This is a genomic window from Pseudomonas sp. FSL R10-0399, from assembly GCF_009600165.1.
Classification (GTDB): Bacteria; Pseudomonadota; Gammaproteobacteria; order Pseudomonadales; family Pseudomonadaceae; genus Aquipseudomonas; species Aquipseudomonas helleri.
This window is the reverse complement of the sequence record NZ_WIWK01000006.1, coordinates 43,615-69,767: the sequence shown is the minus strand read 5'-3', so window position 1 is coordinate 69,767 and position 26,153 is coordinate 43,615. Positions and strand designations below refer to the sequence as shown.

The window sequence follows — 26,153 nt, the reverse complement described above, 5'->3', positions numbered from 1 at the left end:
AGGCGGCAATTTCAAGATTTTTTGCGGCGCAGTTCACGGCTTTTCACGGCTAAAAAAACGCGCCGGATCAATGTCAGGCATGTCGACTATTAATGCTGTCTGTTAGTCTTGCGCACAAAGCCCGGATAAAGTCCCGTGGTATTAGCGATTAATAAGGCGAGGTTTGTGATGTCGCGCACGATCCGTTTTCACAAGTTTGGGTCAGCCGAGGTGCTCAAGTGCGAAGAGCACGAGGTCGCTGCGCCTGCGCCTGGCGAAGTGCAGGTGCGTGTCGAGGCGATAGGTATCAGTTGGTATGACGTTCTATGGCGCCAGAACCTGGCACCAAGCCCGGCGCATTTGCCGGCGGGCATTGGCCATGAAATGGCTGGCATTGTCACCGCTGTGGGTGCTGGCGTTGATGATTTGGCGGTAGGCGACAAGGTGGCGAGCTTCCCGGCCGAGAGCGCCAACGCGTATCCAACCTACGGCGAGCTGATCCTGATGCCGCGCTCAGCACTCACCCGTTATCCGGATATTCTGACCCCGGTACAGGCCAGCACCCATTACACCCCGCTGTTGATTGCTTATTTCGCTTATGTCGATCTGGCGCGTATCAAGCCGGGTCAATCGGTATTGATCACCGATGCCAGCCACTGCGCTGGCCCTTCATTTGTGCAGTTGGGCAAAGCGTTGGGGGCGAAAGTCATCGCCGCGACCAAAGAAGGTGAGGAGCGCCAATACCTGCTGGGCCTGGGTGCCGATCACGTGATCGTGACCGAGGAGCAGGATCTGCTGATGCAGATCAACAAGATTACTGACAGCCGAGGCGTGGACGCCGTTTTCGATGGTCTGGGTGGTCCGCAAATGTCAGTGCTGGGTGACGTGCTTGCGCCTCGCGGCAGCCTGGTGCTCTACGGTCTGCAAGGCGGCAACCAGACGCGTCTGCCAGCCTGTGCCTGTTTTCAGAAGAATATTCAGTTTTTTGTGCACTGTATCGGTAACTTTACTGGCAAGCCGGAGTTGGGCATTGACCAGGACGTAGAGGCCATCCAGCGCGCCCTGCGTGAAATCAACCAGTTGACCGCCGACAGGGTATTGCTGCCTCTGGACGTAAAAGTGTTCCCCTTCGATAAGTTCGTTGAAGCCCATCGCTACATGGACGATTGCCCATGCCGTGGACGTGTGGCACTCGAGCTGGGGTAATTTTTAAACCCACAGACTGACTGCAGTTGCAAACAGCCTGCCCTTGAACCTTGAGTTCAAGGGCATTTTTGTTGCGCATGAATAAACATGGGCCTGTTTTTGTTTATTGAATAGTGATGCTGGCAGTTTTTAATGTCGGGGATCAATTCGTTTAGATTTTTCCAAACTGGAAAAATATTCTTTTGTGTGTGTTTTATGTGTAGGTGAATTCCTATGCATATGTGGGTCGCATCTGTTATGAGGTGAACCCATTAGGTAACGGTGTGCTTGGCGCTGAGGGCTGTCGATAATACAGCGGTCGAACTGGAGGAATAGCCCATGAGCAACTTTCATGAACAAGCCATGCATTTTGTTTATCAACAAGTTCTACACCGGCTGCTGGGGTTTTTTAGTCGTCCCGAACGCATTGCGTTGCAACTGTTGGTTCAACGCATATTAGTCGCCGCAGGAGGGCTGGAACGGATTGGAAGTTATCGGGTCATGGTGGTCCATGAAGGCGGCAAAGAATGCGCTTACACCTTGGCTTTTTTACGTGCAGCCCAACTGAGTATTGCCGGTCGTACCCCCGAAACATTTACTTTGCGTATTGCCGTATTGCGTCAGCCTCGTGTCACGACCAATGTCATGGCGCGAATACAGACACAATGCAATGAGTTGTTTGTGTATGACGATCCAACAGTGGAACTGCTGCTGGTGGATGAGACGCAAGTCAGGCGGTTGGACAAACACATACCGGTAGCCTTTGAGCGCTTGGCGTCGGTCATGGATCGCACACAAATACTGATGGCAGGGCATCTCTCGGAAGCTGCGCCCCGAGCGACGTTCTTTTATGCCGATCTGCTGTCACGGGCCAAGCTTTACCGGCGCGCCTGCGAATGGGGTGGGCACGTTGATGCGTTAATTGATCGCCGCCCGCCTGAACACTTGGGTGAATACACTCAATGGATACGGCAGGTAGCGCTTAAACAGGGGCATGCGGCTAATGCTCTGTATGCCCAAGACTTTGAAAGTGCAGTTAAATTATGTTCAAAACTGGATGATGACTTTAAACACTGGTTGCGTCTTCCTGTGCCGTTGAATCTGTTGGGGGCGCACAGCGCAGACAGCGAAATTAATATTATCAACGTGTTTGATTGCCTCTCTTATGAAGTCGATATGCTGCATTCGCAAGTGCTGATGTTTGTAGAAGGCTCTTGGAATGTAAAGGTGTTGGATGTTGAGGAACCCCAGGCTGCTGTTGTTTTATTGTCGGCGCACATACAGGGCATTCGTGGTGTCTGTCACTGCGGGGATGAGTACCATGTTGGAGTACAAGACTTTTTGCGCAAGGCCAGCGCCGACAATCAAGCTAACGAACGCTACAAAGGGCAGGTGATCAAAAAGCTGGGTGGCAGTTTTAATACCCCAAAGCGCATAGAAAGACTACGACAAACCGTTACTCACTATCTGGCCGAACTTCATGGCATGACCGATGAACATCTGATCTGCGCTCTGTATTCACCGTTTGTGGATCAGGCAAGCGGCCTCGAAGTGTTTTTACAACAACGTCATCCCGAAAAACTCCATGTACGCAATGACATGCGACAGACCCTGATGGAGGAAAATGCCGCGTCAGAAGTTGATGTAAAGTGGCTTGAATCGGTCAGCGGGCTACCTGTGTCAGCACTTCGTGTGCTGTTCGGTATGTCAAAAACAGACTTCTCAGCCGGTAAGTCCTTGATTGCCGCACTGTGGATGTATGACCCTGACAAGCAGCTCTGAGGTTCAACCGTAATCTGAAGCCGCTGCCTGGTCCTGGGTCAGCGGCTACCACACGGGAACTTCCCGGCCGCTCATCCAATAGGGTTTGCCAGCCGGGTAGGCGAACTGCTATCTGTATGCATAACCAGTAACCAAAGCCAGTGGTTTGTTGTGCCTGTGATTTCTGATCCCCTACAAGACCCGTTTTACTACCTCAAAAACTTTCAGCATGTACTCGCCTGGGTTGCAGCCCGGTATGAGGATGTCCTGAGCCCTGAAGAACAGCAATTTATCGCCGGTTTTGGCCAGTTGCCAACGCCCTCACAAGCACTGTGGGTGCGTATGGTGATGCGCAAAGGCGCGCATTTTCGCGCGAGCAAGCTCAGTTATGCAGAAATAGGTGATATCCGCTCTGCTGCGCGGCCTTTGGTGGAGGGCGGCTGGGCGAATGATCAGGCGCCCTTGGTACTGGCCGAGGTGTTTGAGGTCTTGACCAAGCCCGAGATCCTTAGCTGTTTCAGTGCGCACATCACCCAGCCCAAGGGTAAAAAGACCGCGTGGCTGGAGGATCTTGCAGCCGATTTTCCTCATCAACAAAGCTTCAATAAATGGCATCCCGCACTGGATGAACAGCTCTATACCCTTAATCACCGGGACTTGAGCGATCGTTTGCGGCTGATGTTCTTTGGCAACCTGAGCCAGGGCTGGCCGGACCTGGTCCTGGCTGATCTGGGGCTGTTTAACTACGAAACAGTGGCGTTCAGCCCGGAATCGCGCGCCTTGCGCTGCCGGGCCGATATTGATGGCTACCTGCACCTCCACGCCTGCCGTGAGGCGTTTGAAGCGGGTGGCGAAGTGCAGGACATACAGGGCAGGGTGCTCGACTACCACACTGATAACCGCTGGCTGCAACGTCGTCGGGCGCGTTTGTTGTTTCAAATCGGCCAGTTCCACGAGCGGGCAGGGGAGTTGCCCCAGGCTTTACGGGTCTACCGTGACAGCCAGCACCCTGAGGTGCGTTTGCGCATGGTTAGGGTGCTTGAGCTGCTGGGTGAGTTTGAGCAGGCCATGGCGTTGACCAAGCCCAATGCGGATGCGCCTTTTACCGACGCTGAGCAACAGCAATTGCTGCGCATGCTGCCCCGTTTGCGCCGCAAGCTGGGCCTGGCGGCGCTGGAGCGACCCAAGGCGCAACCGATCGAGCGCCTGGACCTGAGCCTCGATCGTGATGAACCCCTGTCGGTTGAGTTCAAAGTGGTTAACCACCTGCAAGCGCCTGAAGCTCCGGTTTACTACGTCGAAAATACTTTGATCAACGGTCTGTTCGGCTTGCTGTGCTGGCCGGCGATTTTCGCACCGCTGCCGGGTGCGTTTTTTCACCCTTATCAAAGCGGCCCGGCCGATTTGCTCGATCAAGATTTCTTTTCCAGGCGTGCAGAGTTGTTCGACGCCTGCCTGGCGCAGTTGGATAGCCTGCAATACCAACACACCATACGCGCCACCTACGCCGCCAAATTCGGCGTGCAGTCACCTTTTGTGGCCTGGGACTATGTGAGCGAAAGCCTGCTGGACGATGCCTTGCTGTGCTTGCCGCCTGAACACCTGAAAGTCTGGTTCAAGCGTTTGTTGCAAGATATCAAAACCAATCGTGCCGGCATGCCTGACCTGATTCAGTTCTGGCCAGCGCAAAAGGCTTACCGCATGATCGAAGTCAAAGGCCCCGGTGACCGCTTGCAAGACAACCAACTGCGCTGGCTCGCGCTGTGCGAGCAACATCAGATGCCGGTCACGGTGTGTTACGTGCAATGGCAGGACGCTCGCCCTTGAGTTATCGCGTGGCAGTGCGCGCCTTGTGCGAGTTCACGGCCAAGGTCGGCGATCTTGACTTGCGCTTTACCCCGTCGCCGACGGCGCAGCAGGGCATTGCCGGGCATCGTACAGTAGCCTCACGGCGCAGTGCCGGGTATCAAACCGAAGTGAGCCTTGAAGGCCAGTACCAGAGCTTGACCGTGCGCGGTCGTGCCGACGGTTATGACCCGCAGGGCAACGTACTGGAAGAGGTGAAAACCTTTCGCAGCGACTTTGCCTCGATCCCCGTCAACCACCGGCAACTACACTGGGCTCAGGCCCGGGTGTATGGCTGGTTGCTGTGTCAAAGCCTGCAACTGCCCCAGGTGAATCTGGCGCTGGTGTACTTCGATATCGTTAGCGAGAAAGAAACACGCGTCGAAGAAACCTGGAAGGCAGCCGACCTCGAACAGTTCTTTAATCAGCAATGTTCGCTGTTCCTCACGTGGGCCGAGCAGGAGATGCGCCACCGTCAGGCTCGCGATGAAGCGGCGCAGCAGTTGGCCTTCCCTCATGCGCAGTTTCGTACCGGGCAACGCAGCCTGGCCGAGGCCGTGTACAAAACAGCCAGCGGCGGCCGTTGCCTGATGGCCCAGGCGCCCACCGGCATTGGCAAAACCATTGGCACCTTGTTCCCCTTGATCAAGGCCATGCCCAAGCAACAGCTCGACACGTTGATGTTCCTGACCGCCAAGACGCCCGGCCGCAAATTGGCGCTGGAGGCTGCACAAGTGCTGTACCCGGCAGGTTCGCAGAGCCCGTTTCGCGTGCTGGAACTGGTGGCTCGGGACAAGGCCTGTGAATACCCCGAAAACGCCTGCAATGGCGATGCCTGCCCGTTGGCCAAGGGCTTTTATGATCGCCTGCCCGCTGCGCGTCAGGCGGCCGTTGCCCAGTCACCGATGGACCAGCAGACATTACGTAGCGTCGCCCTGGACCATCAGGTGTGTCCGTACTACCTGAGCCAGGAAATGGCCCGCTGGGCTGATCTGGTGATAGCCGATTACAACTACTATTTTGACTTCACGGCCTTGCTCTACGGCTTGGCCCAAGCCAATCAATGGCGGGTCGCGACGCTGGTCGACGAGGCCCATAACCTGGTGGAGCGGGCGCGGCAGATGTACAGCGCCAGCCTCGATCAACACACCCTCAACAGCGTGCGACAGAACGCCCCGGCGCCGCTCGACAAGCCGTTCAAGCGCCTCAATCGTGAATGGAATGCGCTGCACAAGGAGCAAACCGGGCCTTATAAAGTACATTCGCAGCTGCCGGCTAAATGGCTCAGCGCGTTGTCGGGCTGCATAACGGCAATCGGTGATTACCTCAACGATCATCCGCAAGGGCTGAGCGGCAACCTGCAAGCCTTCTATTTCGAAGCCTTGCAGTTCAATCGGGTGGCCGAGCTGTTTGACCAGCACTTTTTGTTCGACGTCAGCATGCGCGATGCTGGCCGGCGACGTGTCTCACAACTCAACCTGCGCAACATTGTCCCGGCCGGATTCATCGGCCCTCGACTGGCCAGCGCGCAGAGCAACGTTCTGTTTTCGGCCACGCTGAGCCCGCGCCCTTACTACGCCAATCTGCTGGGACTGCCTGTCGATACGGTCTGGATCGACGTCGAATCGCCGTTCAGTGCACAGCAACTGAAGGTGCAGGTGGTTAGCCAGATCTCGACCCGCTATGTGCACCGCGAAGCGTCTCTGGTGCCCATAGTCGAATTGATCGCGGCCCAGTTCGCGCAGCGCCCCGGCAACTATCTGGCGTTTTTCAGCAGTTTTGATTACCTGCAACAGGTTGCAGAGTTGCTCGCCGAACGCCATCCGCAGGTGCCGCAGTGGTTGCAATCACGACGCATGGACGAAGCCGCGCGCCAAGCCTTTCTTGATCAATTCACCCTGGCCAGCCAAGGGGTAGGTTTCGCGGTGCTGGGCGGTGCGTTTGGCGAGGGCATCGACTTGCCGGGCGCGCGGCTGATCGGTGCATTTGTCGCCACCCTCGGGCTGGCGCAATTGAACCCGGTCAATGAGCAAATCAAGCTGCGCATGGCCGGGCTGTTTGGCGCGGGGTATGACTACACATACCTCTATCCAGGCCTGCAAAAAGTCGTCCAGGCCGCCGGGCGCGTGATCCGTACCCAAAGCGACCAAGGCACGCTGTTCTTGATTGATGACCGCTTTGCCGAACCCAAGGTGCAACAACTGCTGCCCGGTTGGTGGCAATTGGGCTGATGGCGTGGCGTATGCCACACTGCCTGCCTGTTCACTAACCGAGCCCTGCTTATGAGCATCAAACGTTACGGTACTGGCGCTGTGGGCGCCGGTGGTCAACCCTTGCCATTCGCCCGCGCTGTCGAGGCCGATGGCTGGCTGCACGTGTCGGGTCAGGTGGCCATGGAAAACGGTGAAATCATCAACGGCGGGATTGTTGAGCAAACCCACAAGACCATGCAAAACCTCATCGCGATTCTTGAAGAAGCCGGTTACGGCCTGGAAGATGTGGTGCGTGCCGGCGTCTGGCTGCAAGATCCGCGTGATTTCTGGAGCTTCAACAAGGTCTTTGCGTCGTATTTCAAAAGCGAGCATGCCCCGGCCCGCGCCTGCGTTCAAGCCATGATGATGGTCGATTGCAAGGTCGAGATCGATTGCATCGCCTACAAAGCCAAGGTCTGACACACGAGGTATACCGATGCCACTCAACACTGCGCTGGTGCCCAAGGGCGCTGGCAAACGTGCCGACAATCTGGTGCGTGACGTCAGCTTGCCTGCACTGGTGATCCACCGTGCAGCGCTGGAACATAACATTCGCTGGATGCAAGACTTCGTGACCCGCAGCGGCGCAGTCTTGGCCCCGCACGGCAAAACCAGCATGGCCCCGGCCTTGTTTCGCCGCCAACTGGAGCAGGGCGCGTGGGGCATGACCTTGGGCACTGCGGTGCAAACCCGTGCGGCCTATGCCGCCGGTGTGCGCCGCGTGCTGATGGCCAACCAGTTGGTGGGTCAGCCGAACATGGCACTGATAGCCGAGCTGCAAACGGACCCCGCGTTCGAGTTCTACTGCATGGTGGATCACCCGGACAACGTCGCAGCATTGGGCACGTTCTTTGCCGAGCGCGGCCAGCGTCTCAACGTGATGATCGAGTACGGCGTGGTTGGCGGGCGTTGCGGGTGTCGCACAGAGGAGCAAGTGCTGGCTCTGGCGGCGGCGATCAACGCCCAGCCAGCGCTGTCGTTGACGGGCATCGAAGGCTACGAAGGGGTGATTCGTGGTGACGCAGCGATCAGCGAAATTCGTGCTTTCGCAGCGTCGCTGGTGCGTTTGGCCCTGCATCTACAAAAAGACGGCGCCTTTGCCCTCGATAAACCGATCATTACGGCGTCGGGTTCTGCCTGGTATGACTTGATTGCCGAAGCGTTCGCCGCCGAGTCGGCCAGCGGGCGATTCCTCAGCGTGCTGCGCCCCGGCAGCTACGTGGTTCACGATCACGGTATTTACAAAGAGGCGCAATGCTGCGTGCTGGATCGGCGCAGCGATCTGCACGAAGGTCTGCGTCCGGCGCTGGAAGTCTGGGCCCACGTGCAATCGCTGCCCGAGCCGGGCTTTGCCGTTGTTGCTTTGGGCAAACGTGATGTGGCCTACGATGCGGGCTTGCCGATGCCGCTAAAACGTTACCGTGAAGGCGTAGTGCCTGCGTTGGGCGATGATGTCAGCGAATGCCGGGTCACTGCTGTGATGGACCAGCATGCCTTTATGACTGTTGCCCCGGGCATTGAGTTGACCATCGGCGACATCATCAGCTTTGGTACCTCACATCCGTGTCTGACCTTCGACAAATGGCGCGTCGGTTGCCTGGTGGACGAGCAGTTCAACGTGGTTGAACAGCTGGATATCGAGTTCTAACCCGTAGGAGCGAGCTTGCCTCGCGATCTTTTGATCTTAAAAATCCAAAAGATCGCGTGGCAACGGTATGAACATCAAGCGTTGGTCATGCCCCGGGTCATGCGCAAAGCCAGCAGGCTGCCACCGACAATTACGGCAGCAAGCATGTACAAGGCCACGTCCGTAGAGCCGGTCGCATCTTTGACAAACCCGACCAGATAAGGGCTCAAGAAGCCCGCCATCTGCCCCATTGAGTTAATCAAGGCCAGCCCACCCGCTGCCGCACCGGCGCTGAGCAGGGCGGTCGGCACCGGCCAGAACATCGGCAGGCCGGTCAGGGCGCCCATGGTCGCGATGGTCAGGCCCAAAATCGCAATGGCCGGCTGGGTCGCGAAGTTGACCGCAATGATCAAGCCGATTGCGCCCATCAGCATCGGCACCACCAAGTGCCAGCGCCGCTCTTTGCGCAGGTCGGCAGAGCGGCCCACCAACAGCATGAATACTGCCGCCAGCAAGTAGGGGATCGCGCTAATCCAGCCAATCACCAGGGCGTCATTGAAGCCCAGGTTTTTGATGATCGACGGCAGCCAGAAGTTGATCGCGTACACGCCACTCTGAATGCAGAAGTAAATCAAGCCAAACGCCCAGATGGCCGGGTTCTTGAACACCGCCATCAGCGAATCAGTTGCCGTGGAGGGCCGGTTGGCGGCGTCCAGTTGATGGTCTGCTTCCAGTACCGCACGCTCGTGGGCGCTCAGCCATTTGGCATTGGCGAAGCTATCGCTCAACAGGAAAATCGCCAGGCCACCCAGCAGCACGGTCGGAATCCCTTGCAGCAGGAACATCCACTGCCAGCCTGCCAGGCCACCCTGACCGGCCGCGAAATGGCTGAGAATCCATCCGGAAAAAGGCCCGCCGAGCAAGCCGGACACCGGAATGGCCGACATGAACAACGCCATGATGCGACCACGGCGGAAGGTCGGGAACCACTGGGAGAGGTACAGCACCACGCCGGGGAAGAAGCCTGCTTCTGCGGCACCGGTGAGCAGGCGCAGACCGTAGAACTGGGTCGGTGTGGTGACGAACATCAGGCAGGTCGAGAGCAGGCCCCAGGTGATCATCATCACCGCAATCCAGCGCCGTGGGCCGAAGCGGGTCAGCGCCAGGTTGCTCGGTACCCCGCACAACACATAGCCGATAAAGAAAATACCGGCGCCCAGGCCGTATACGGTTTCGCTGAACTTGAGTGCATCGAGCATCTGCAGCTTGGCAAATCCAACGTTAACCCGGTCGAGGTAGTTGAACAGGTAGCAGATGAAGATAAAGGGGATCAAGCGCAGGGTGATGCGCTTGTAGATGGCGTTTTTGTCGTCATCGCTGATCAGCGTCGTGTTGGCGCTCTGTGACATCTTTTGTCTCTCTTTATTATGTTTTTTTACGATCCGAGGTTAACGTTGATCGCTGCATGAGTCTCGGTCACCTCGGCGTTGCTGTCTTTGTGCCAATGCACAGCCTTTTGGCCAGCCGCCTGTGCCCATGAACAAATGTTTCCAAGGATTGTCACCCCATGTTTGAACTGGATCATGATCTGGCGCAGGACATCGTTGATCGAGCGATGGCCATTTTGCCGTACAACGTAAACGTGATGGACAGCCAGGGCCTGATTCTAGGCAGCGGCGAGCCAGAGCGTATTAATACACGGCACGAAGGTGCACAACTGGTCCTGGCCAACGGACGGGTAGTCGAGATTGACACGCAAACGGCCAAGCACCTCAAGGGCGTGCAGCCGGGTATCAACCTGCCGTTATTGCTCGACCAGCGCCTGATTGGCGTGCTCGGGCTGACCGGCGAGCCCGAGTTATTGCGCACCTATGCCGAGTTGGTGCGCATGACCGCTGAAATGCTGGTGGGCCAGCGTCACCAGCAGGCAGAGCAACAATGGCGGCGGCAGCGTTGCGATGACCTGGTGGCTTTATTGCTCAGTGATGCGGGCGACTCGCCCCGGTTGATTGATGAAGCCCAACAGTTGGGGCTTAAGCCGCAGTTATCACGCATTCCGTTCTTGTTTGAGTTGGGCGCGGGGCAAAGCGCCGAAGCCTTGAGTGCCTGGTTGCAGGCTCGCTACCCGGACAGCTGGTGTGTCACCCCGGCCACCGGTTCGTTGTTGTGGTGTCGGCCCTCGACCACCGCGCTTGACGACCTGCGCTTGCTTGAACGCCTTGATGGCCTGGGCTGGAAAGTCTTGCGCGTTGCCGCAGGCGGTCAGGCCGATGGCTTGAAGGGCTTGCGCCGCTGTTATCGACGGGTCGGTGACTTGCTGGCTTATGGTCGGGATGTGTTGCCACAGACCCGGGTTTTGACGCTTAACCGTTATCGCTTGCCGGTGATGTTGTGGCGCCATCGCAACGACGATGCTCTCGAAGAACTGTTAGGGCCGCTGCACAAAGTGGTGGCCAAAGACAGTAACGGCCAACTGATCTCAACCCTGCGCAGTTGGTGCGAACACGACGGCCAGAGCCAGCCATGTGCCGATGCGCTGGGCATACACCGCAACAGCCTGCGCTACCGCATGGAGCGTATTGCCGAGTTGAGCGGGGTTGATCCGTTAAGCCTCAACGGCATGCTGGCGCTGTACCTGGGGGTGCAATTGCTGCCACACAGCTAGCCTGCACGGCTGCGGTTGTAAAAATGAACAACAAACCCTGTGATTGCTTGTGCACCAGACCGGCGTGTTTGCAGCTGATTACTGGCAGCATGGAAGGCATAAGAACTGGAGATTCGCCCCATGAAAATCGTGATTGCCCCCGACTCGTTCAAAGACAGCCTGAGCGCTGAAAAAGTCGCCGATGCCATTGCTGCCGGATTCAGCGATGTGCTGCCGGATGCGCAGTTGATCACGTGCCCCATGGCCGATGGTGGCGAAGGGACGGTGGATGCGATTGTCGCCGCCGGTAACGGGCAACTGCGCCGTAATCGCGTGCAAGGGCCTTTGGGTGCTGCGGTCGAGGCCAACTGGGGCTGGCTGCCGGACAGCCGCACCGCAATCATTGAAATGGCCGAGGCCAGCGGTTTGCAGTTGGTCGCCCGCAATGAGCGCGACGCCTGCATCAGCAGCACGTTCGGGACCGGCGAGTTGATCAAGGCCGCGCTGGATGCAGGAGCCCAGCGCATCATCCTGGCCATCGGCGGCAGCGCCACCAACGACGCCGGTGCCGGTGCCCTGCAAGCGTTGGGTCTGGGTTTGTACGATGACCAGGACCAACCTCTGGCCCATGGCGGCCTGGCCTTGGCCAACGTGGCACGCATTGATCTGACCGGTCTGGACCCGCGTTTGAATGATGTGCGTTTTGAAATCGCGGCTGACGTCAACAATCCGCTGTGCGGCGAGCATGGCGCGTCAGCCATTTTTGGCCCGCAAAAGGGTGCCTCGCCTGAGCAAGTGCGCCTGCTGGATCAAGCCCTCGGGCACTTTGCCGATCATTGCGCCAAGGTCTTGCCCAAGGATGTGCGTGATGAGCCGGGTTCGGGTGCTGCGGGCGGGCTTGGTTTTGCCGCCAAAGCGTTCTTTGGCGCGCAATTTCGCGCCGGGGTCGAGGTGGTCGCCGAGTTGGTTGGTTTGTCCGAAGCGGTCAAGGGCGCAGACCTGGTGATCACCGGGGAAGGGCGTTTTGATGCGCAGACCCTGCGTGGCAAAACCCCGTTTGGTGTTGCCCGTATCGCCCAGGCCCACGGCGTGCCGGTGGTGGTTTTGGCCGGTACGTTGGGCGAGGGCTATCAGGCCCTGTACGCCCATGGCATACACGCCGCCTTCGCCTTGACCAGCGGCCCGATGAGCCTCGAAGACGCCTGCGCCCAGGCTGCGCAATTGCTCACCGACCGCGCGCTCGACATCGCCCGTTTGTTGACGTTGCGTAACCTGTAATCGCAGCCGGCCCTCTGTAGGAGCGAGCTTGCCTCGCGATCTTTTGATCTTTAAAAAGATCGCGAGGCAAGCTCGCTCCTACAGTTAATGCAGTTGCCAAGAATCGTGTAAGCTGTGCGGTCTTTTGCATTCGACCCTTGCGAGCCCTATGCCGTCGCTCTTCAAACGTTCCTTGTTGCCCAAACTGCGCAGTTTTCCATTGTCTGCCGATGCGTTCAGCATTTTGCCCAGCGCTGCCGAGTTCCGTCGCAGCCTGCTGGCGCATATCGCTGGCGCTCGTCATCGGATCACGCTGGTGGCCTTGTACCTGCAACAGGACGAAGCCGGCCAGGAAATTCTCGACGCCTTGCACGCTGCCAAAGCGGCACGTCCGGAACTTGAAATTGCGGTGGTGGTTGACTGGTTGCGGGCACAGCGCGGGCTGATTGGCGCGGGCAAGCAGCCCGGCAACGCGGCCTGGTATCAGGCGCAAACGGCGGCTCACGACAGCGAGGTGCCGATTTACGGCGTGCCGGTGCAAACCCGTGAACTGTTCGGGGTGCTACACCTCAAGGGCTTTATTGTCGACGACTGCGTGATCTACAGCGGCGCCAGCCTGAACAACGTGTATTTGCACAAGCTGGACAAGTACCGCTACGACCGTTATCACGTGCTGAACAACAAGGCGCTGGCGGATTCCATGCAGCACTTTGTTCAGCATGACCTGATTGAAGCCAAGGCCGTGCACCGCCTTGATCTGCCGTCATTGCCGACCACGCGCAGCCTGCGCAGCGCCATCGGCAACTTGCGCAGCCATCTGAAAAAAGCCAGTTACGACACCACACACGGCACGGTCGGGCACTTTGGCCTGTCTGTCAGCCCGCTGCTGGGCGTTGGCAAAAACAACCCGCTGAACCGGGTGGTGTGCGAGTTGATTGCCAGCAGTCAGCAGCAATTGACCATTTGCACGCCGTATTTCAACTTGCCGCTGCCCGTCACCCGCGAGATCAACCGTGCGCTGGAGCGTGGGGTGAAGATCGACATCGTGGTCGGTGACAAGACCGCCAACGACTTCTATATCCCGCCGAGTGAACCGTTCAGGGTGATCGCGGCGTTGCCTTACCTGTACGAACTGAGCTTGCGCCGTTTTGCCAAAAGCCATCAGCGCCAGATCGACAGCGGCTTGCTCAACCTGCACCTGTGGCGTGACGGCGACAACACCTATCACCTCAAGGGCATGTGGGTTGATGACCGCTACACCTTGATGACCGGCAACAACCTCAACCCGCGAGCGTTCCGCCTGGACCTGGAAAACGGCCTGCTGATCGACGACCCGCGTCGCGAATTGCTCGAACCCCGGCGCAAGGAACTGGAAGCGATCTTCGCCCACACCCAGCGCATCGATCACTTCAAAAATCTCGAAACCCTGACAGACTACCCACCCGCCGTGGCCAAGTTCCTGCGCCGCGTCAGCCGGGTACGAATCGAACGCCTGTTGTACAGGATTCTTTGAATCCAGCCGCAAGCGATAAGCCACAAGCCACAAGCCAACCGCTTAAAACTTGCCGCTTGCAGCTTCTAACTACAAGCTCCCGCCAACGGCGGGAATATACGCCACGCTCTCAGTCTGGCGGCGGTGCAGCAGGCGGTCGCCGTTATCGACCTGGCTGCTGACCACCTGGTGATCCACGCTCAAATAGCCCAGCGGTAACGGGTCGCCGCTGCGGTGCTGGGCGAATATCAAGGTGCGTTCTGGATCAAAGTGATGGCCACTGGTTTTATCCAGCCAGGCCATCAGGGCGGCGCTGTCACCCTGGCGCGGGTAGTCCTGGTCTTCGCTGACAAAGTAAAACGGCTGATTGTCGTTCTGCACATACAGCGGCAGTTTGTTGTCGACTTCAATCATCACCATGCGCCAGTCGTCCCACGGCGCTTGGGCGCTGGCTTGGGCTTTAACGTCCTGACCAAATTGCATCACGCCGCCGCCACCGTTGGACCACGGGTAAAACACCCCCAGTACCAACAGCAGCAAGCCGCAACTCATCCCGAAGGCTATTTTCCAGCCTCGGCCCACGTTTTTTTTGCGTTGCTGCAGGCGTCGGGCAACCCACCAGGCGCCGAGCAGTTGCGCGAAGGGCACCAGCGGCAGCACGTAATAACTGCGGCGGCTGCCACTGGCGGTAAAGAACACAAACAACAGGGTCAGGCCCCAGACCAGCCAGCGGGCGTTTGGCTCTATATGCCGCCAGTTGCGCAGCACAACCCACAGAGCAATGATCCAGACCGGCGCCCAGGGCAGGGTGTAGACCGGCAAGTAGAGCAGGTAGGTGTAAATCGGCCCCAGGTTGTCGAAAGGCTGGAAGAAGCGCACCACGTTCTCACGCAGCACCAGGCCCAACCCGCTTTGCCCGTAGTTGGCAGCGCCATAGAGGTCCGAAAGGGCAAAAGGTATGAGGTACACCGCCAGCGCGATGGCCAGGGCCGCACACAAACGCCAATTCACATGTTGCTTCCAACGCTGCTCGCTCAGGACATGGGGTAGCAAGATCAGCCCCGGCAACACAAAACCGATCAGCCCTTTGAGTAATGAGCTCACGGCCAGCAACATGAAAAACACGCTGTAGCGGCTAAAACGGGTGTCATCAGGGCCCCGCCAATACCACCACACGGCGGCGAGCAAGCCGCACACGGTCAATATGTCGGCCGTAGCGACGCGCCCCCAGAACACAAAGTAAAACGTGCTGATCAGCATCCAGCCGGCGATCAGGCCTGCGGTCTGGCTGAACAGTTGTTTGCCGATCAGGTACACCAGCCACACACTCAACCAGGCGGCGATGACCGATGGCAGGCGCAATGACCAGTGATTCAAGTCACCGAGCACCCCGGCCGTCGCGGTGATCAGCCAGTAGGAGGGCAGCGGTTTGTCGTAATAGGCCGAGCCCTTGAGGTACGGGTCCAGGTAATCACCGCTTTGCAGCATTTGCAGGGCAATGTTGGCCCAACGGGTTTCCGGGCCCCAGAGTTCGCGCGAACCCAGACCGAGCAAAAGCATCAAGGCAGACACGCCCAGCAACAGCAGCAGCGCCCGGTGTTCTGAGGTCCAGCGTTGGATAACGGTCATTCAGGGTTGGCCTGAGGAGATAGGGGATCACTAGACGGCTACTTTCAATCGCTGATGTTAGCGATCTCAACCTTACGCTGAGCTGAATCTGCATCGCGCCGTGTGTGTTTAAAGGCACGTTAGAGGGCTGTGGGTGGAGGGGAGGTGAACTCAATGTGAAAAAAGTGCAGGCTTGCCGGGCGTTGCAAAACCTGTAGGAGCCGGGCTTGCCCGCGATTTGACCGACAAGGTGTGTCAGGCACACCGTGTTGTCTGCATCGCGAGCAAGCCCGCTCCCACACGAGTCGGGCGGGTTTAAAAGTCGACTGTAGCCGAGACTTTCAGTGCGCGCGGTTCACCCTGGCTCAGGTAGCCGCCATTGGCCGACGCCCAGTAGCGGGTGTTGGCGACGTTTTCCAGGTTGGCCCGCAGCGTCACGGCACGCTGCTCAACCTCGAAGCTGTAACGTGCGCCCAGATCAAAGCGGTTCCAGGCCGGAATGCTCAGGGTGTTGGCCGCATCGACGTATTGGCCGCCAGTGCGCAGCATGCGCCCATTCAATGCGACGCCCTCAAGCCCCGGTACATCCCAGTCGGCACCCAGGTTGTACTGGAAGTTCGGCACGCCGATCGCCCGATTACCATTGTTGGCGCCGTTTTTGGTGCCGCTGAGTTCGGTGTCCATCACGGTCGCACCGGCCAGCAAACGCAAGCCGTCCAGTGGCTCGCCATAGATGTTCAGCTCAACCCCGCGATTACGCTGGGTGCCTTGGCGGACGTAGGTGTTTTGCGCGTCGACATAGCCGTCGCTGGGCTGCTCGATGCGATACACCCCAAAGCTCGCGCCAAAGGTGCCTTTGTCGTACTTGATCCCGGCCTCAACCTGCTTGGAGCGTGCAGGCGCAAAGGCCTGCCCGCGGTTTGTCACTTCAGCACCGCCAGCGGTTGCCGGAGCGGTCGGGCCCTTGGCCAGACCTTCGATGCTGTTGGCGTACAGCGACACGTGTTCCCATGGTTTGAGGACGATGCCGTAGACCGGCGTGGTGATGGACTCGTCATAGGTGGCCGTGCGCGCGCCGGCGTAGCTCCAGCCGTCGACTTTCAGGTTTTGCCGACGCAGACCGTAGGTGACCAGAATACGGTCGTCCATAAAGCCCAGGGTGTCGGAAATCGCCATGCTGCGGTTGATGGTCTTGCCGACGATGCCCGGATCGTTGATATCGCCGCCCACGTACGGGTAAACCGTTGGCTTGGCCACGTCGATCGGGTGGTACAAGTCGTTGGCGAAACTGCCACTCAACTCATATGCCGAGCGTTGCTCGGTCCAGATACCCGTCACCCCGAGGTTGATTTGATGGCTCACCGGGCCGGTTTGCAACGTGCCGCGCAGGCCGGCCATGGCGCTGCGGTTGTCTTCATCATGGGCGACAAACATGCTTGAAGCGGTGGTCGCGCCTGCGGTACTGCGCAGGGTCGGGGTGGAATAGTTGCCTACTTCGCGGGTGTGCTTGGCCCCGGCGGCGGCATACAGGGTCCACTGGTCGTTGAGGTCATATTCGCCACGGGCCATGCCGTAGGTGTCCTCAAGCTCGGTGAAGGTCCACTTCTGGCTGTAATTGGTGTCGGCATCCGGGGCGTGGGGGATGCCGGTCAATGTGGCGGGGATATACACCGTGTTGCGATTGCCATTGATGCGCTGTTTTTGATAGCCAAAATCGGTCGACAAGCGCAAGCGATCACCCCGGTAATCCAGCCCCAGGGCAAACAGCTTGGTGCGCTGGTTTTCATCGTCGATGGCAGTATCGCCTTCGCGCTGGGCGATGTTCATGCGCACGCCAAATTCATTGTTGTCGCCAAAGCGCTGGCCCAGATCGAGATGCTCACCCACGCGGCCGCTGCTGGAGATATCGGTGCTAAAGCGCCGGGTCGGGGTGTCCTGCGCACGCTTTGGCTGCAAGTTGATGCCACCGCCGACGCCTGAACCGGTCGGAGTTACGCCATTAATAAAGGCATTAGGGCCCTTGAACACTTCAACCCGCTCAAGACTGTCGGTACTGATCACCTGGCGCGGTAATACGCCATACAAGCCGTTATAAGAAATATCGTCACTGTTCAGAGGCAAGCCCCGAATCACAAAAATCTGCGCCGCGTTGCCGTAGCCAAAGGACTGGCGCACCGATGAATCGTTTAGCAGCACATCGCCGATGTTTTCTGCTTGCTGGTCTTCGATCAGTTGCGCGGTGTAACTCGACATCGTGAACGGCACATCCATCATGTCCTGATTGCCCAGCACACCAAGCTCACCACCCCGTGCGACCTGGCCGCCGCTGAACACGGTTGGCAGGGCGTTCTTGGGTAACTCATCGGCTGAAATGGCCGTGCTGTCCAGGGTCAGCACGGAGGACGGGGCCTGATCGGCAGCAGCCACGCTGCACAGCGAGGTACCCAGCAGGCCAAGCAAGGTGGCAGCCAGTGAAGTCAAACGAAACGGGGCGAGGGTGGTCGGCATCAGAATTCCGCGCAGAGTGAGAGAAGTGTCGGCGTCCGTGCAAACTTAAAGGCAAATGATATAGATTCTCTCTTGCGTCAAAAAGCGAAACTTCACGCGCCTTTACATTAATTAACCTGATCGCCACTGCGGCGCTTATGACAATCAGGGGGTGTGCTGCCTGCCTGAGTCGATTTGTCGCACCGCCGCCACGTTGCCCGGATTTGCTGGCGTTGGGCTTATATGCGCACCACAACGGGGCGTGCCTGCCGTGCGACAGGTGCGTGACAGTGGTAGATTCAGCGCCCATGAAACGCGTTTACCCCACAGCAATCGTGCGCTGCTGCTAATGGCGGGTCCATTGGTCGAGTCATGCGCACACCTGTGCTGACTGCGCAGGGCAAAGGTCAGGCTTACAGGCCAGACCGCTTAAAGGAACCTGACATGAATGCATTACTGACTCGCCGCCATGTCGTTGCCGGTCTTGGCTTGCTCAGTCTCGGCTTGCTGGCCGGTTGTGACCCCGGCAGCGGTTTGTCGTACAAATACGGCAAAGACCTCAGCAACGAGATTCTGGGCCGCAAGTTCAAGCTTCGCGACGCTGAAGGCAACGAGATGATGCTCGGCAGCTTTCGCGGAATGATGCCGATGATTTTCTTCGGTTTCACCCAGTGCCCGGCCGTGTGCCCGACCGCATTGGCCCGTGCTGCGCAAATCAAGAAAATGATGGGCCCGGACGGCGATCGTCTGCAGGTGGTGTTCATCACCCTGGACCCGGAACGCGATAAGCCGGCAATGCTCGATGCCTATGTCAAAGCCTTCGACCCAAGCTTTATTGCGCTGTCTGGCACCCTCGAAGAAACCGCTGCCACGGCCAAAGAGTTCAAGGTGTTCTACGAAAAGATCCCGACCGGATCGTCGTATACCCTGTCGCACACGGCCACCAGCTTCGTGTTTGATACGCGTGGCGTACTGCGTTTGGGCTTGTCGCCTTCATTGACGGCCAAGCAGTGCACCGAAGACCTGCTGACGGTGATGTCGGTCTGCTGATCTCCGCTTCCCTTGAAAGAGCCCGTCTTATGAAAACTGTAAATCGCTTGATGTTGCTGTCGTTGCTAGGCTTGAGCCTTAACGTTTCTGCGCAGACCGTTGTCGATGACGCCTGGGTGCGCGCGACTGTTCCTGGCCAGCCTTCGTCCGGTGCCTTTATGCACATCACCGCGAGCAGCGACAGCAAGCTGGTTGAGGTCAAATCCCCGGTGGCCAAGACCGTTGAGATTCATGAGTCGACCATGAAAAACGACGTCATGAGCATGCAGGCCGTTCCTTTCGTGGCATTGCCAGCCGGCAAGACCGTCAACATCGAGCCCGAGGGTTATCACGTGATGCTGATGGACCTGACAGGTCAGATCAAAGACGGTGATCACGTGCCGCTGACCTTGATTGTCGAAGATGCCAAAGGCACCAAAGAGTCGATCGAAGTCAAAGCCCAGGCACGTGCGCTGAACACGATGCACATGGAAATGGACATGCACGACCACGGCACCGCGCACTAATCCCCCATCAGACCGTAGGAGCGAGCTTGTCTCGCGATCTTTTAAATCAACAGATCGCGAGGCAAGCTCGCTCCTACAGATTCTGCTTAAAACCTCCCCGTCAGCGGGTATTCCACCGCGACCCGCAGCTGGTCAGCGTCCAGCTCTGCCTGCGCCGCATTGCCGCGATGCACGTTATAGCGCAGTGACAGGGTGGTGCCTTTGGCCGCGCCACTTTGCACCACATAGCGCGCTTCCAGATCACGTTCCCAGTGTTTGCCGCCTTTGCCATACCCCAAATAGGCATAGCCGCCTTTAGGATCAACCTGCGTGCCGTTGATCTGGCTGCCGCGCACATAGGCGGCACTGAACATCAAACCCGGCAGGTTCCAGGGCGACATGTCCAGATCGTAGCGGGCTTGCCACGATTGTTCGTTCGGCGCATTGAAGTCAGACAGTTGCACGGCGTTGCTGATAAAGATCGCGCCACGGGTCACGTAGTCGAACGGCGTGTCGCCATGCACCTTTTGATACCCGAGGCTGAAACTGTGCGGGCCTTGGGCATAGGTGCTCATCAAGCTCCAGGTGGTGTTGTTGATGGTACCCGACAGCGCCTTGCCTTCATCGGTGGTGCGATAGAGGTTGAAGTTGAATGCCAGCGAGCGCTTTTCATCAAGCGGCTGGTTGAACAGGGCGCCCACGTATTGCTGGTTCCAGGTGTCTTCATAGCGAGACGTATAAAGGCTGGTGCTCAGCTGTTTGCTGGGGGTATAGACCACACCCGCAAGGTCGAACGCGTCGCCTTTGCGGCCGTTGGAGTAGTTCACCACAAACTCCTGGTTATGGCTGCTGGCGTTGCGATCGGTACTGCCGGTGAAGTGCCCGCCGACCATTTTCAGGGCATTGAACTCGTTGCTGGTGACAAACAGCCCGGTGGCGGTCTCGGGCAGCAGGCGGCTGTCGGATGAACTGAATACCGGGGTCTTGACCCGCTGCTCGCCGTACGACAGCACAGTGTTCGACATGCGCAGCTTGATCGCGGCGCCGCCCCGGGCGTAGTCGTCCTTGGGGTAGCCCTCGTTATCCAGCCCCAGCAACCGGGCCTTGCCCGCACGACCACCGCCACTGTCCAGTTTGACCCCGAGGTAGGCGTGGGCATCAATGCCGACGCCGACCAGCCCCTGGGTGAAACCTGATTGCAAGGTGCCCATCAGGCCGTACGCCCACTCCTCAGCGTAATCGTTGCGTTCAGCCCTGGTTTTGTAGGCATTACGTGCGCTGCTGTTGCTGCTGCCATGCTGGTAATCGCGGCGGTCGTAGACGCTGCGATTAAGCACCGCCCAGGTGCTGTCTTCAATAAAGCCATTGGCCTGGGACTGGGCCGAATCGGCCATGCTTGCGGGGCTGGCGAGGGCCAGCAAAATGGCTGAGCGGGAGCGTATGGTGGTCATGGCGCAGCCTGTCGGGCGAGGGCGGCATTCATGCGGTCGAGCGCACGCTTGGGCAGTGACGCAGGTAAAACTGGCGCCTCGGCTGGTGGTTCGCCCACTTGAATCAGCATCACCATGCCCATGGCCAGATGCGGCGTGCACTGAATGCCATAGAGGCCGGGCACGGTGAAGGTCTGTTCGATTTCCTGATCAATCTTGCCCACAAAAGTCGGAACGCCTTCTGGCCAAATGGCCGGCAAGGTCGCTGCGTTATGGCCGCTTTGCGCCGCCACGAACTTGACCGTATCACCGGGGGCAATCTGCAGGTAATCCGGGTCGTAGACCATGCCGGCGGTCGGGCTGCGAGTGAGCATTTTGACTTCATGGGTCTCGGCCATGGCAGCAGGGGCAAGCAGGGCAGTGGTCAACAGCACGGTCAGGGATGAAATACGCATATCTGGTTATCCATAGAGTCTGGGTCCCAAACGCGGGATGCGCGGCATGTTAGAGCAACACGCCGCGCCGTCCGCATTAGAAGTATTTCAGCCATGAAACATCTCGGCGACGGGCCTTGAGCCCGGCAAACCAGCGCACCGGCAGATACAGCGCCGCGGCTAGCAAAATAGCCGTCAGCCACACGGCGCCGATGCCGTCGAAACCGAAGTAATCGCCCTGATTCAAACCAAACAGGCCCACGCAGACCAGGTACAGCACTTTGAGCACGTACAGGTGCAGCAGGTAGAAGAACATCGGCGCGGCGCCAAACACCGCCAGGGTACGGATCCAGCGTTGCTGGCCGGCGCGTTCAAAGCCGAGCAACAGCAGCAGGCCGACACCCAGAGTCAAGGTGAGAAACAGCAGCGAAGGCGGGTATTTAGTGATGTTGAAAAAGCTCATCAGGGTTTGCGTTACGTTGCTGTAGCCCACCCATTGCGCTTCGCCATAACCATTGAGCAAACGCAGGGCGACAAAGCCGAGCAGCGCGCCGGTGCCCGCAAGCAGCAGAAAACGCTGACGCAAGGCCGCCGAAGCAGAACGTGCAAACCACGGTCCCAGGCAGTAGCCCAGCGCGATGACCCCGATCCACGGCAGTACCGGATACGACGTGCGCAAGCGCAGGTTGTCCGAAAACTCGATCCAGCCGCGATCATGCAAAATCGCCCAGGGCACATGCATCGCAGAACCTGCGGCAAAGTGCACGTTGTCGAGCAGGTTATGCCCGGCAATGATCACCACGGCGAGCAGCAGAAGCAGCGGGCGCGGCAACCAGACCAGCGCGGCCAGGGCAATCATGCTCACGCCGATGGCCCAAATGACCTGCATGTAAATCACGCTTGGCGGGAACTGGAAGGTCCAGGCGAAGTTCACCAGGGTGAATTCCAGCACTACCAGAAACAGCCCGCGCTTGAACAGAAAAGCCGAGACGTCACGGGTGCCCTGATATTTTTCACCGTACAGAAACGCCGATAAACCAGTCAGCAACACAAACACCGGGGCGCACAAGTGGGCCAGGGTCCGGCTGAAAAACAAGGCGGGGTCAGTCACATCAATGTTCATAGGGTCGGCCACCTGGCGATGCAAAAAGAACGTCTCGCGCACGTGGTCCAGCAGCATGAAGATGATCACCAACCCCCGAAGAGCGTCGATGGAGAGCAGGCGTTGGCCTGAAGGCGGGGCTTGAATTGCGTTTGGCATTGAAGAGATCACAGGCAGGTGAATGTCATAAGTTGCGTTACCTTATAACATTCGATCCGTACCTGTCACCCGTGTGAGAACTATTCGCAATTAATACTGCGCGTGCTGGCGATCAGCGACGCACCTTGACCCACGCCATCAAGATCGCTGACGACAGCACCCCGGCGAACATGAAGATGTAAGCCGCGCCGGGGTTGCCGGTCAGGCCAATCAGGTAGCCGACGATCCATGAGCCAACAAAGGCGCCCAAGGCTCCGCACGCATTGATCAGGCCAATGGCACCGCCGAAGACGTTAGCGGGAAGGATCTCCGGGATGAGCGCAAAAAACGGCCCGTAAGGTGCATAGAGCGCGGCACCGGCCAACGTCAACAGCACGAACGACAGCCAGAAATGCTCAGAGCCCAGCAGGTAGGAACCGAGGAAAGCCAGCGCACCGAGTGCCAGCAACGGCCAGACGAAGTGTTTTCGTTGCTGGGATTTGTCCGAGGCCCAGGACACCGCCAACATGGCGGCGACAGCGGCCACGTAGGGCACCGCGCTCAACCAGCCGACGGTGACGATGTCAGCTGCGGCTGCCTGTTTGATGATGCTCGGCAGCCACATGATGAAACCGTACACGCCGATGCTCCACAGCGCGTGAACACAGCACAACTGAATCACCACCGGGCTGGTGAAGGCCTGGCGGTAATTGCGTACTTGCGGCATGCCTTTTTGTTCGTCGGCCAGGGTGGCGGCCAGTTGGGCTTTTTCCTGTTGCGTCAGCCAGTTGACCTGCTCGGGTTTGTCACGCGCCATGCGCCACCAGACGAAGGCCCATAGCACGGCCGGAGCGCCTTCAATGACAAACATTTCGCGCCAGCCCCAGGCCTGAATCAGGTAGCCCGACACCACCGACATCCACAGCACCGTCACCGGGTTACCCAGTACCAGAAAAGTATTGGCCCGTGAGCGCTCCTTGCGGGTGAACCAGTTGCTGATAAAAATCAGCATGGCGGGCATCACGGCTGCTTCGACGATGCCCAGCGACACCCGAATGAACATCAGCATCGGGATGTTGGTCACCAGCCCCGTGGCCATGGCGCAAAAGCCCCACAGAATCAGGCTCCAGAACACCAGTTTGCGTACGCTGTATTTCTGCGCGTAAATCGCCCCCGGCACCTGGAAGAAAAAGTACCCGAGAAAAAACAGCGCGCCGATCAGTGAGGACATGCCTTTGGTAATGCCCAGGTCATGCTCGATCCCGGCAGCACTGGCAAAGCCGTAGTTGGCCCGGTCCAGATAGGCGAGGCTGTAAGTGATGAAAATGATCGGGATCAGGTACAGCCAGCGTTTGGGCGCAAAGCCCTTGGCCTTGACCGTTTGCTCACGAGTACCTGTCAGCGGCACTGCGGGTTCTTTGAGAGTGCTCATGGGGTTCCCCCTGTTATTGTTTTTTTTAGATGCAGGTTTAAACGACGCTGGTCAGGCCTCCATCGACAAACAGCGTTTGACCGTTAACGAAATCCGAAGCCGGGGAGGCCAGGAACACGGCAGCGCCGCACAGTTCTTCGACACGGCCCCAGCGCCCGGCCGGTGTGCGTTTGCACAGCCATTCTGAGAACTCCTGGTTGTCCACCAGTGCGCGGTTCATCTCGGTGGCAAAGTAGCCCGGCGCCAGGCCATTGGCCTGAATACCGTGGCGTGCCCATTCGGCGCACATGCCCTTGGTGAGCATTTTCACTGCGCCCTTGGAGGCGGCATAAGGCGCAATGGTCGGGCGTGCCAGTTCGCTTTGTACCGAGCAGATATTGATGATCTTGCCGCGCCCACGACCAATCATGTGCCGCGCAACCGCTTGCGAGACATAGAACACACCGTCCAGATTGACCCGCATCAGATCGTGCCAATCGTTGGCGTCGTAGGTTTCCAGTGGCGCACGGCGCTGAATGCCCGCGTTGTTGACCAAAATATCAATGGCCCCGGTCTCGGCTTCAAAGGCGTTGATCGCGTCCAGCAGTTGCTCGCGTTGGGTCACATCAAACACCGCGAACTCGGCCTTAAGCCCCTCATCGCGTAATTGGCTGGAAACAGCGTGGGCTTTTTCGATATTGCGATCATTGATGACCACCGTGGCGCCCGCAGCCCCCAGACCGCGTGCCAGCTCAAGGCCAATGCCCTTGCCAGAGCCAGTGATCAAGGCACGACGGCCATCCAGTCGAAAGCTGCTGAAATTGAATGACATGCTGTATTCCACCTGTGTGTTATCTCTGCCGATGCAGGCTTTGTGGGTGGCAGAGATGATCTTGTTTTAGCCAGTTCACCCCAGGCCTTGCAGTGCGTCCAATCGTCATTGATGATCTCGTGATCAAAAACGCTGATAACCACGTGTCAGCGCGCCTTCTGTTTGGAGTTTGAGAGTGGAAATCAAGCACTTGCGATCCTTTGTCACCTTGGCCGAAGAGCTGCATTTCGGGCGGGCCGCACACCGTTTGTCTATCGTGCAACCGGCCTTGAGCATGCAGATCAAGGTGCTTGAAGAGGAGCTGGGCGTGCGCCTGTTTGAACGCAATCGGCATTCGGTGATGCTCACCGAGGTGGGCGCGATCTTCTTGCCCGAAGCGCGCGCCACCCTGCAGCAAGCCGCCCACGCCAGCGATGTGGCCAAAGCCAGCGGGCGAGGGGAGATTGGCCGGGTGCGCTTTGGTTTTGTCTCTTCGGTGCTACCGGAACTCTTGCCGACCCTGATCCGCACCTTGCATACGCGCTTCCCGCGGATCGAACTGGAACTCAAGGACATGCCCGGCCCGGATCAGGCCAGCGCCTTGCACAATGGCCAGCTGGATTTCGGGCTGATGCGTTTACCGGCGGTGATTCCTGGCATCCATACCCGCGTGGTACTGCAAGAGGCCTTCGTGGTCGCGTTGCCGAGTGATCATCCGCTGGCAGCTTGTGCCAGCATTCCGGCGACAGCGCTGGCCAATGTCCCTGTGTTTATCCTCGCCAGACGCTACGCACCGGGGTTCTACGACGAATTGATGCAAGCCCTGCGCAACCAGGGGGTGCAACTGCAGATCGGTTCCGAGCTAGGCGAATTCACCACCATGTTGGCGCTGGTTTCAGCCGGGCTGGGCATAGGTTTGCTCCCAGCCAACGCAGGCCGCGCATTGCCTAGCAACGTGGTCTCCCGGCCCCTGGAACTGGGCAGCTACAAAGCCAGCACCGGCCTGGCCTGGCTGGACCTGAACAGCGCGGTCAAACAGACTGTGTTCAACCTGATCAACGACATGCTCGAAACCGATAAACCTCAACTGTAGGAGCGAGCTTGCTCGCGATCTTTTAAAGATCAAAAGATCGCGAGGCAAGCTCGCTCCTACAG

Annotated in this window: 20 protein-coding genes; 12 read left to right on the top strand and 8 right to left on the bottom strand. The window is 58.5% G+C overall.

Annotated elements, in window-relative coordinates; translation table 11 throughout:
• The first annotated feature begins 168 nt into the window (after positions 1 to 168).
• The 6 genes from GHO41_RS03160 (at position 169) to GHO41_RS03135 (ending at position 8,670) form a co-directional block, all read left to right on the top strand.
• On the top strand, positions 169 to 1,185 hold the full coding sequence (locus tag GHO41_RS03160; protein ID WP_153432937.1) for a zinc-dependent alcohol dehydrogenase family protein: 1,017 nt from the start codon (positions 169 to 171) through the stop codon (positions 1,183 to 1,185).
• A 318-nt stretch (positions 1,186 to 1,503) separates the two neighbouring features.
• Entirely contained in the window at positions 1,504 to 2,946 is a 1,443-nt protein-coding gene (locus GHO41_RS03155; RefSeq protein ID WP_153432936.1) for a hypothetical protein, read from the top strand.
• Positions 2,947 to 3,102: 156 nt separating this feature from the next.
• Positions 3,103 to 4,752, top strand: a complete 1,650-nt coding sequence (locus GHO41_RS03150; protein WP_371928826.1) for a VRR-NUC domain-containing protein — start codon at positions 3,103 to 3,105, stop codon at positions 4,750 to 4,752.
• On the top strand, positions 4,749 to 7,001 hold the full coding sequence (locus GHO41_RS03145) for an ATP-dependent DNA helicase (RefSeq protein WP_153432934.1): 2,253 nt from the start codon (positions 4,749 to 4,751) through the stop codon (positions 6,999 to 7,001). The genes GHO41_RS03150 and GHO41_RS03145 overlap by 4 nt, the downstream gene beginning before the upstream one ends.
• Positions 7,002 to 7,052: 51 nt before the next feature.
• Positions 7,053 to 7,442, top strand: a complete 390-nt coding sequence (locus GHO41_RS03140) for a RidA family protein (RefSeq protein WP_048372043.1) — start codon at positions 7,053 to 7,055, stop codon at positions 7,440 to 7,442.
• 16 nt (positions 7,443 to 7,458) lie between these two features.
• The gene (locus tag GHO41_RS03135; RefSeq protein WP_153432933.1) at positions 7,459 to 8,670 is read left to right on the top strand and encodes an amino acid deaminase; all 1,212 of its coding nucleotides are present in this window, start codon (positions 7,459 to 7,461) and stop codon (positions 8,668 to 8,670) included.
• Positions 8,671 to 8,744: 74 nt separating this feature from the next.
• Here the strand turns inward: GHO41_RS03135 and GHO41_RS03130 are convergent, their stop codons facing one another.
• Positions 8,745 to 10,058 carry an MFS transporter gene (locus tag GHO41_RS03130; protein ID WP_153432932.1) on the bottom strand — a complete coding sequence of 438 codons (1,314 nt, stop codon included), beginning with the start codon at positions 10,056 to 10,058 and terminating at the stop codon, positions 8,745 to 8,747.
• Between the two features lie 158 nt (positions 10,059 to 10,216).
• On the opposite strand from GHO41_RS03130, the gene GHO41_RS03125 reads away from it, so the two are divergent.
• From GHO41_RS03125 to pssA, 3 genes are all read left to right on the top strand, one after another.
• The gene (locus GHO41_RS03125) at positions 10,217 to 11,314 is read left to right on the top strand and encodes a sugar diacid recognition domain-containing protein (RefSeq protein ID WP_153428463.1); all 1,098 of its coding nucleotides are present in this window, start codon (positions 10,217 to 10,219) and stop codon (positions 11,312 to 11,314) included.
• A gap of 120 nt (positions 11,315 to 11,434) precedes the next feature.
• Positions 11,435 to 12,571 (top strand): glycerate kinase, encoded by a 1,137-nt coding sequence (locus GHO41_RS03120; RefSeq protein ID WP_153432931.1) that lies wholly within the window; start codon positions 11,435 to 11,437, stop codon positions 12,569 to 12,571.
• Between the two features lie 148 nt (positions 12,572 to 12,719).
• The gene (pssA, locus tag GHO41_RS03115; protein ID WP_153432930.1) at positions 12,720 to 14,063 is read left to right on the top strand and encodes a CDP-diacylglycerol--serine O-phosphatidyltransferase; all 1,344 of its coding nucleotides are present in this window, start codon (positions 12,720 to 12,722) and stop codon (positions 14,061 to 14,063) included.
• 69 nt (positions 14,064 to 14,132) lie between these two features.
• Here the strand turns inward: pssA and GHO41_RS03110 are convergent, their stop codons facing one another.
• The gene (locus GHO41_RS03110) at positions 14,133 to 15,671 is read right to left on the bottom strand and encodes a glycosyltransferase family 39 protein (protein ID WP_153432929.1); all 1,539 of its coding nucleotides are present in this window, start codon (positions 15,669 to 15,671) and stop codon (positions 14,133 to 14,135) included.
• Between the two features lie 294 nt (positions 15,672 to 15,965).
• Entirely contained in the window at positions 15,966 to 18,158 is a 2,193-nt protein-coding gene (locus GHO41_RS03105; RefSeq protein WP_153432928.1) for a TonB-dependent siderophore receptor, read from the bottom strand.
• A gap of 423 nt (positions 18,159 to 18,581) precedes the next feature.
• Here GHO41_RS03105 and GHO41_RS03100 point away from each other — a divergent pair, with 423 nt between their 5' ends.
• Together GHO41_RS03100 and GHO41_RS03095 are read left to right on the top strand one after the other, a co-directional pair.
• Positions 18,582 to 19,187: an SCO family protein gene (locus GHO41_RS03100; protein ID WP_048372059.1), complete on the top strand. Its 606-nt coding sequence runs from the start codon at positions 18,582 to 18,584 to the stop codon at positions 19,185 to 19,187.
• A gap of 29 nt (positions 19,188 to 19,216) precedes the next feature.
• Positions 19,217 to 19,693, top strand: a complete 477-nt coding sequence (locus GHO41_RS03095; protein WP_153389651.1) for a copper chaperone PCu(A)C — start codon at positions 19,217 to 19,219, stop codon at positions 19,691 to 19,693.
• Positions 19,694 to 19,779: 86 nt separating this feature from the next.
• Here the strand turns inward: GHO41_RS03095 and GHO41_RS03090 are convergent, their stop codons facing one another.
• The 5 genes from GHO41_RS03090 to GHO41_RS03070 all read right to left on the bottom strand — a co-directional run bounded on the left by GHO41_RS03090 (position 19,780) and on the right by GHO41_RS03070 (position 25,019).
• Positions 19,780 to 21,123 (bottom strand): OprD family porin, encoded by a 1,344-nt coding sequence (locus GHO41_RS03090; protein WP_153372089.1) that lies wholly within the window; start codon positions 21,121 to 21,123, stop codon positions 19,780 to 19,782.
• Positions 21,120 to 21,557: a pseudoazurin gene (locus tag GHO41_RS03085; protein WP_153432927.1), complete on the bottom strand. Its 438-nt coding sequence runs from the start codon at positions 21,555 to 21,557 to the stop codon at positions 21,120 to 21,122. Before GHO41_RS03085 ends, GHO41_RS03090 begins: the two co-directional genes overlap by 4 nt.
• 76 nt (positions 21,558 to 21,633) lie before the next feature.
• Positions 21,634 to 22,797: a DUF1624 domain-containing protein gene (locus GHO41_RS03080; protein ID WP_153331972.1), complete on the bottom strand. Its 1,164-nt coding sequence runs from the start codon at positions 22,795 to 22,797 to the stop codon at positions 21,634 to 21,636.
• A 112-nt stretch (positions 22,798 to 22,909) separates the two neighbouring features.
• Positions 22,910 to 24,208 carry an MFS transporter gene (locus tag GHO41_RS03075; protein WP_153432926.1) on the bottom strand — a complete coding sequence of 433 codons (1,299 nt, stop codon included), beginning with the start codon at positions 24,206 to 24,208 and terminating at the stop codon, positions 22,910 to 22,912.
• Positions 24,209 to 24,245: 37 nt separating this feature from the next.
• The gene (locus tag GHO41_RS03070; RefSeq protein ID WP_153432925.1) at positions 24,246 to 25,019 is read right to left on the bottom strand and encodes an SDR family NAD(P)-dependent oxidoreductase; all 774 of its coding nucleotides are present in this window, start codon (positions 25,017 to 25,019) and stop codon (positions 24,246 to 24,248) included.
• Positions 25,020 to 25,194: 175 nt separating this feature from the next.
• Here GHO41_RS03070 and GHO41_RS03065 point away from each other — a divergent pair, with 175 nt between their 5' ends.
• Positions 25,195 to 26,091, top strand: a complete 897-nt coding sequence (locus GHO41_RS03065) for a LysR family transcriptional regulator (protein WP_371928823.1) — start codon at positions 25,195 to 25,197, stop codon at positions 26,089 to 26,091.
• The last annotated feature ends 62 nt before the right edge of the window (positions 26,092 to 26,153 follow it).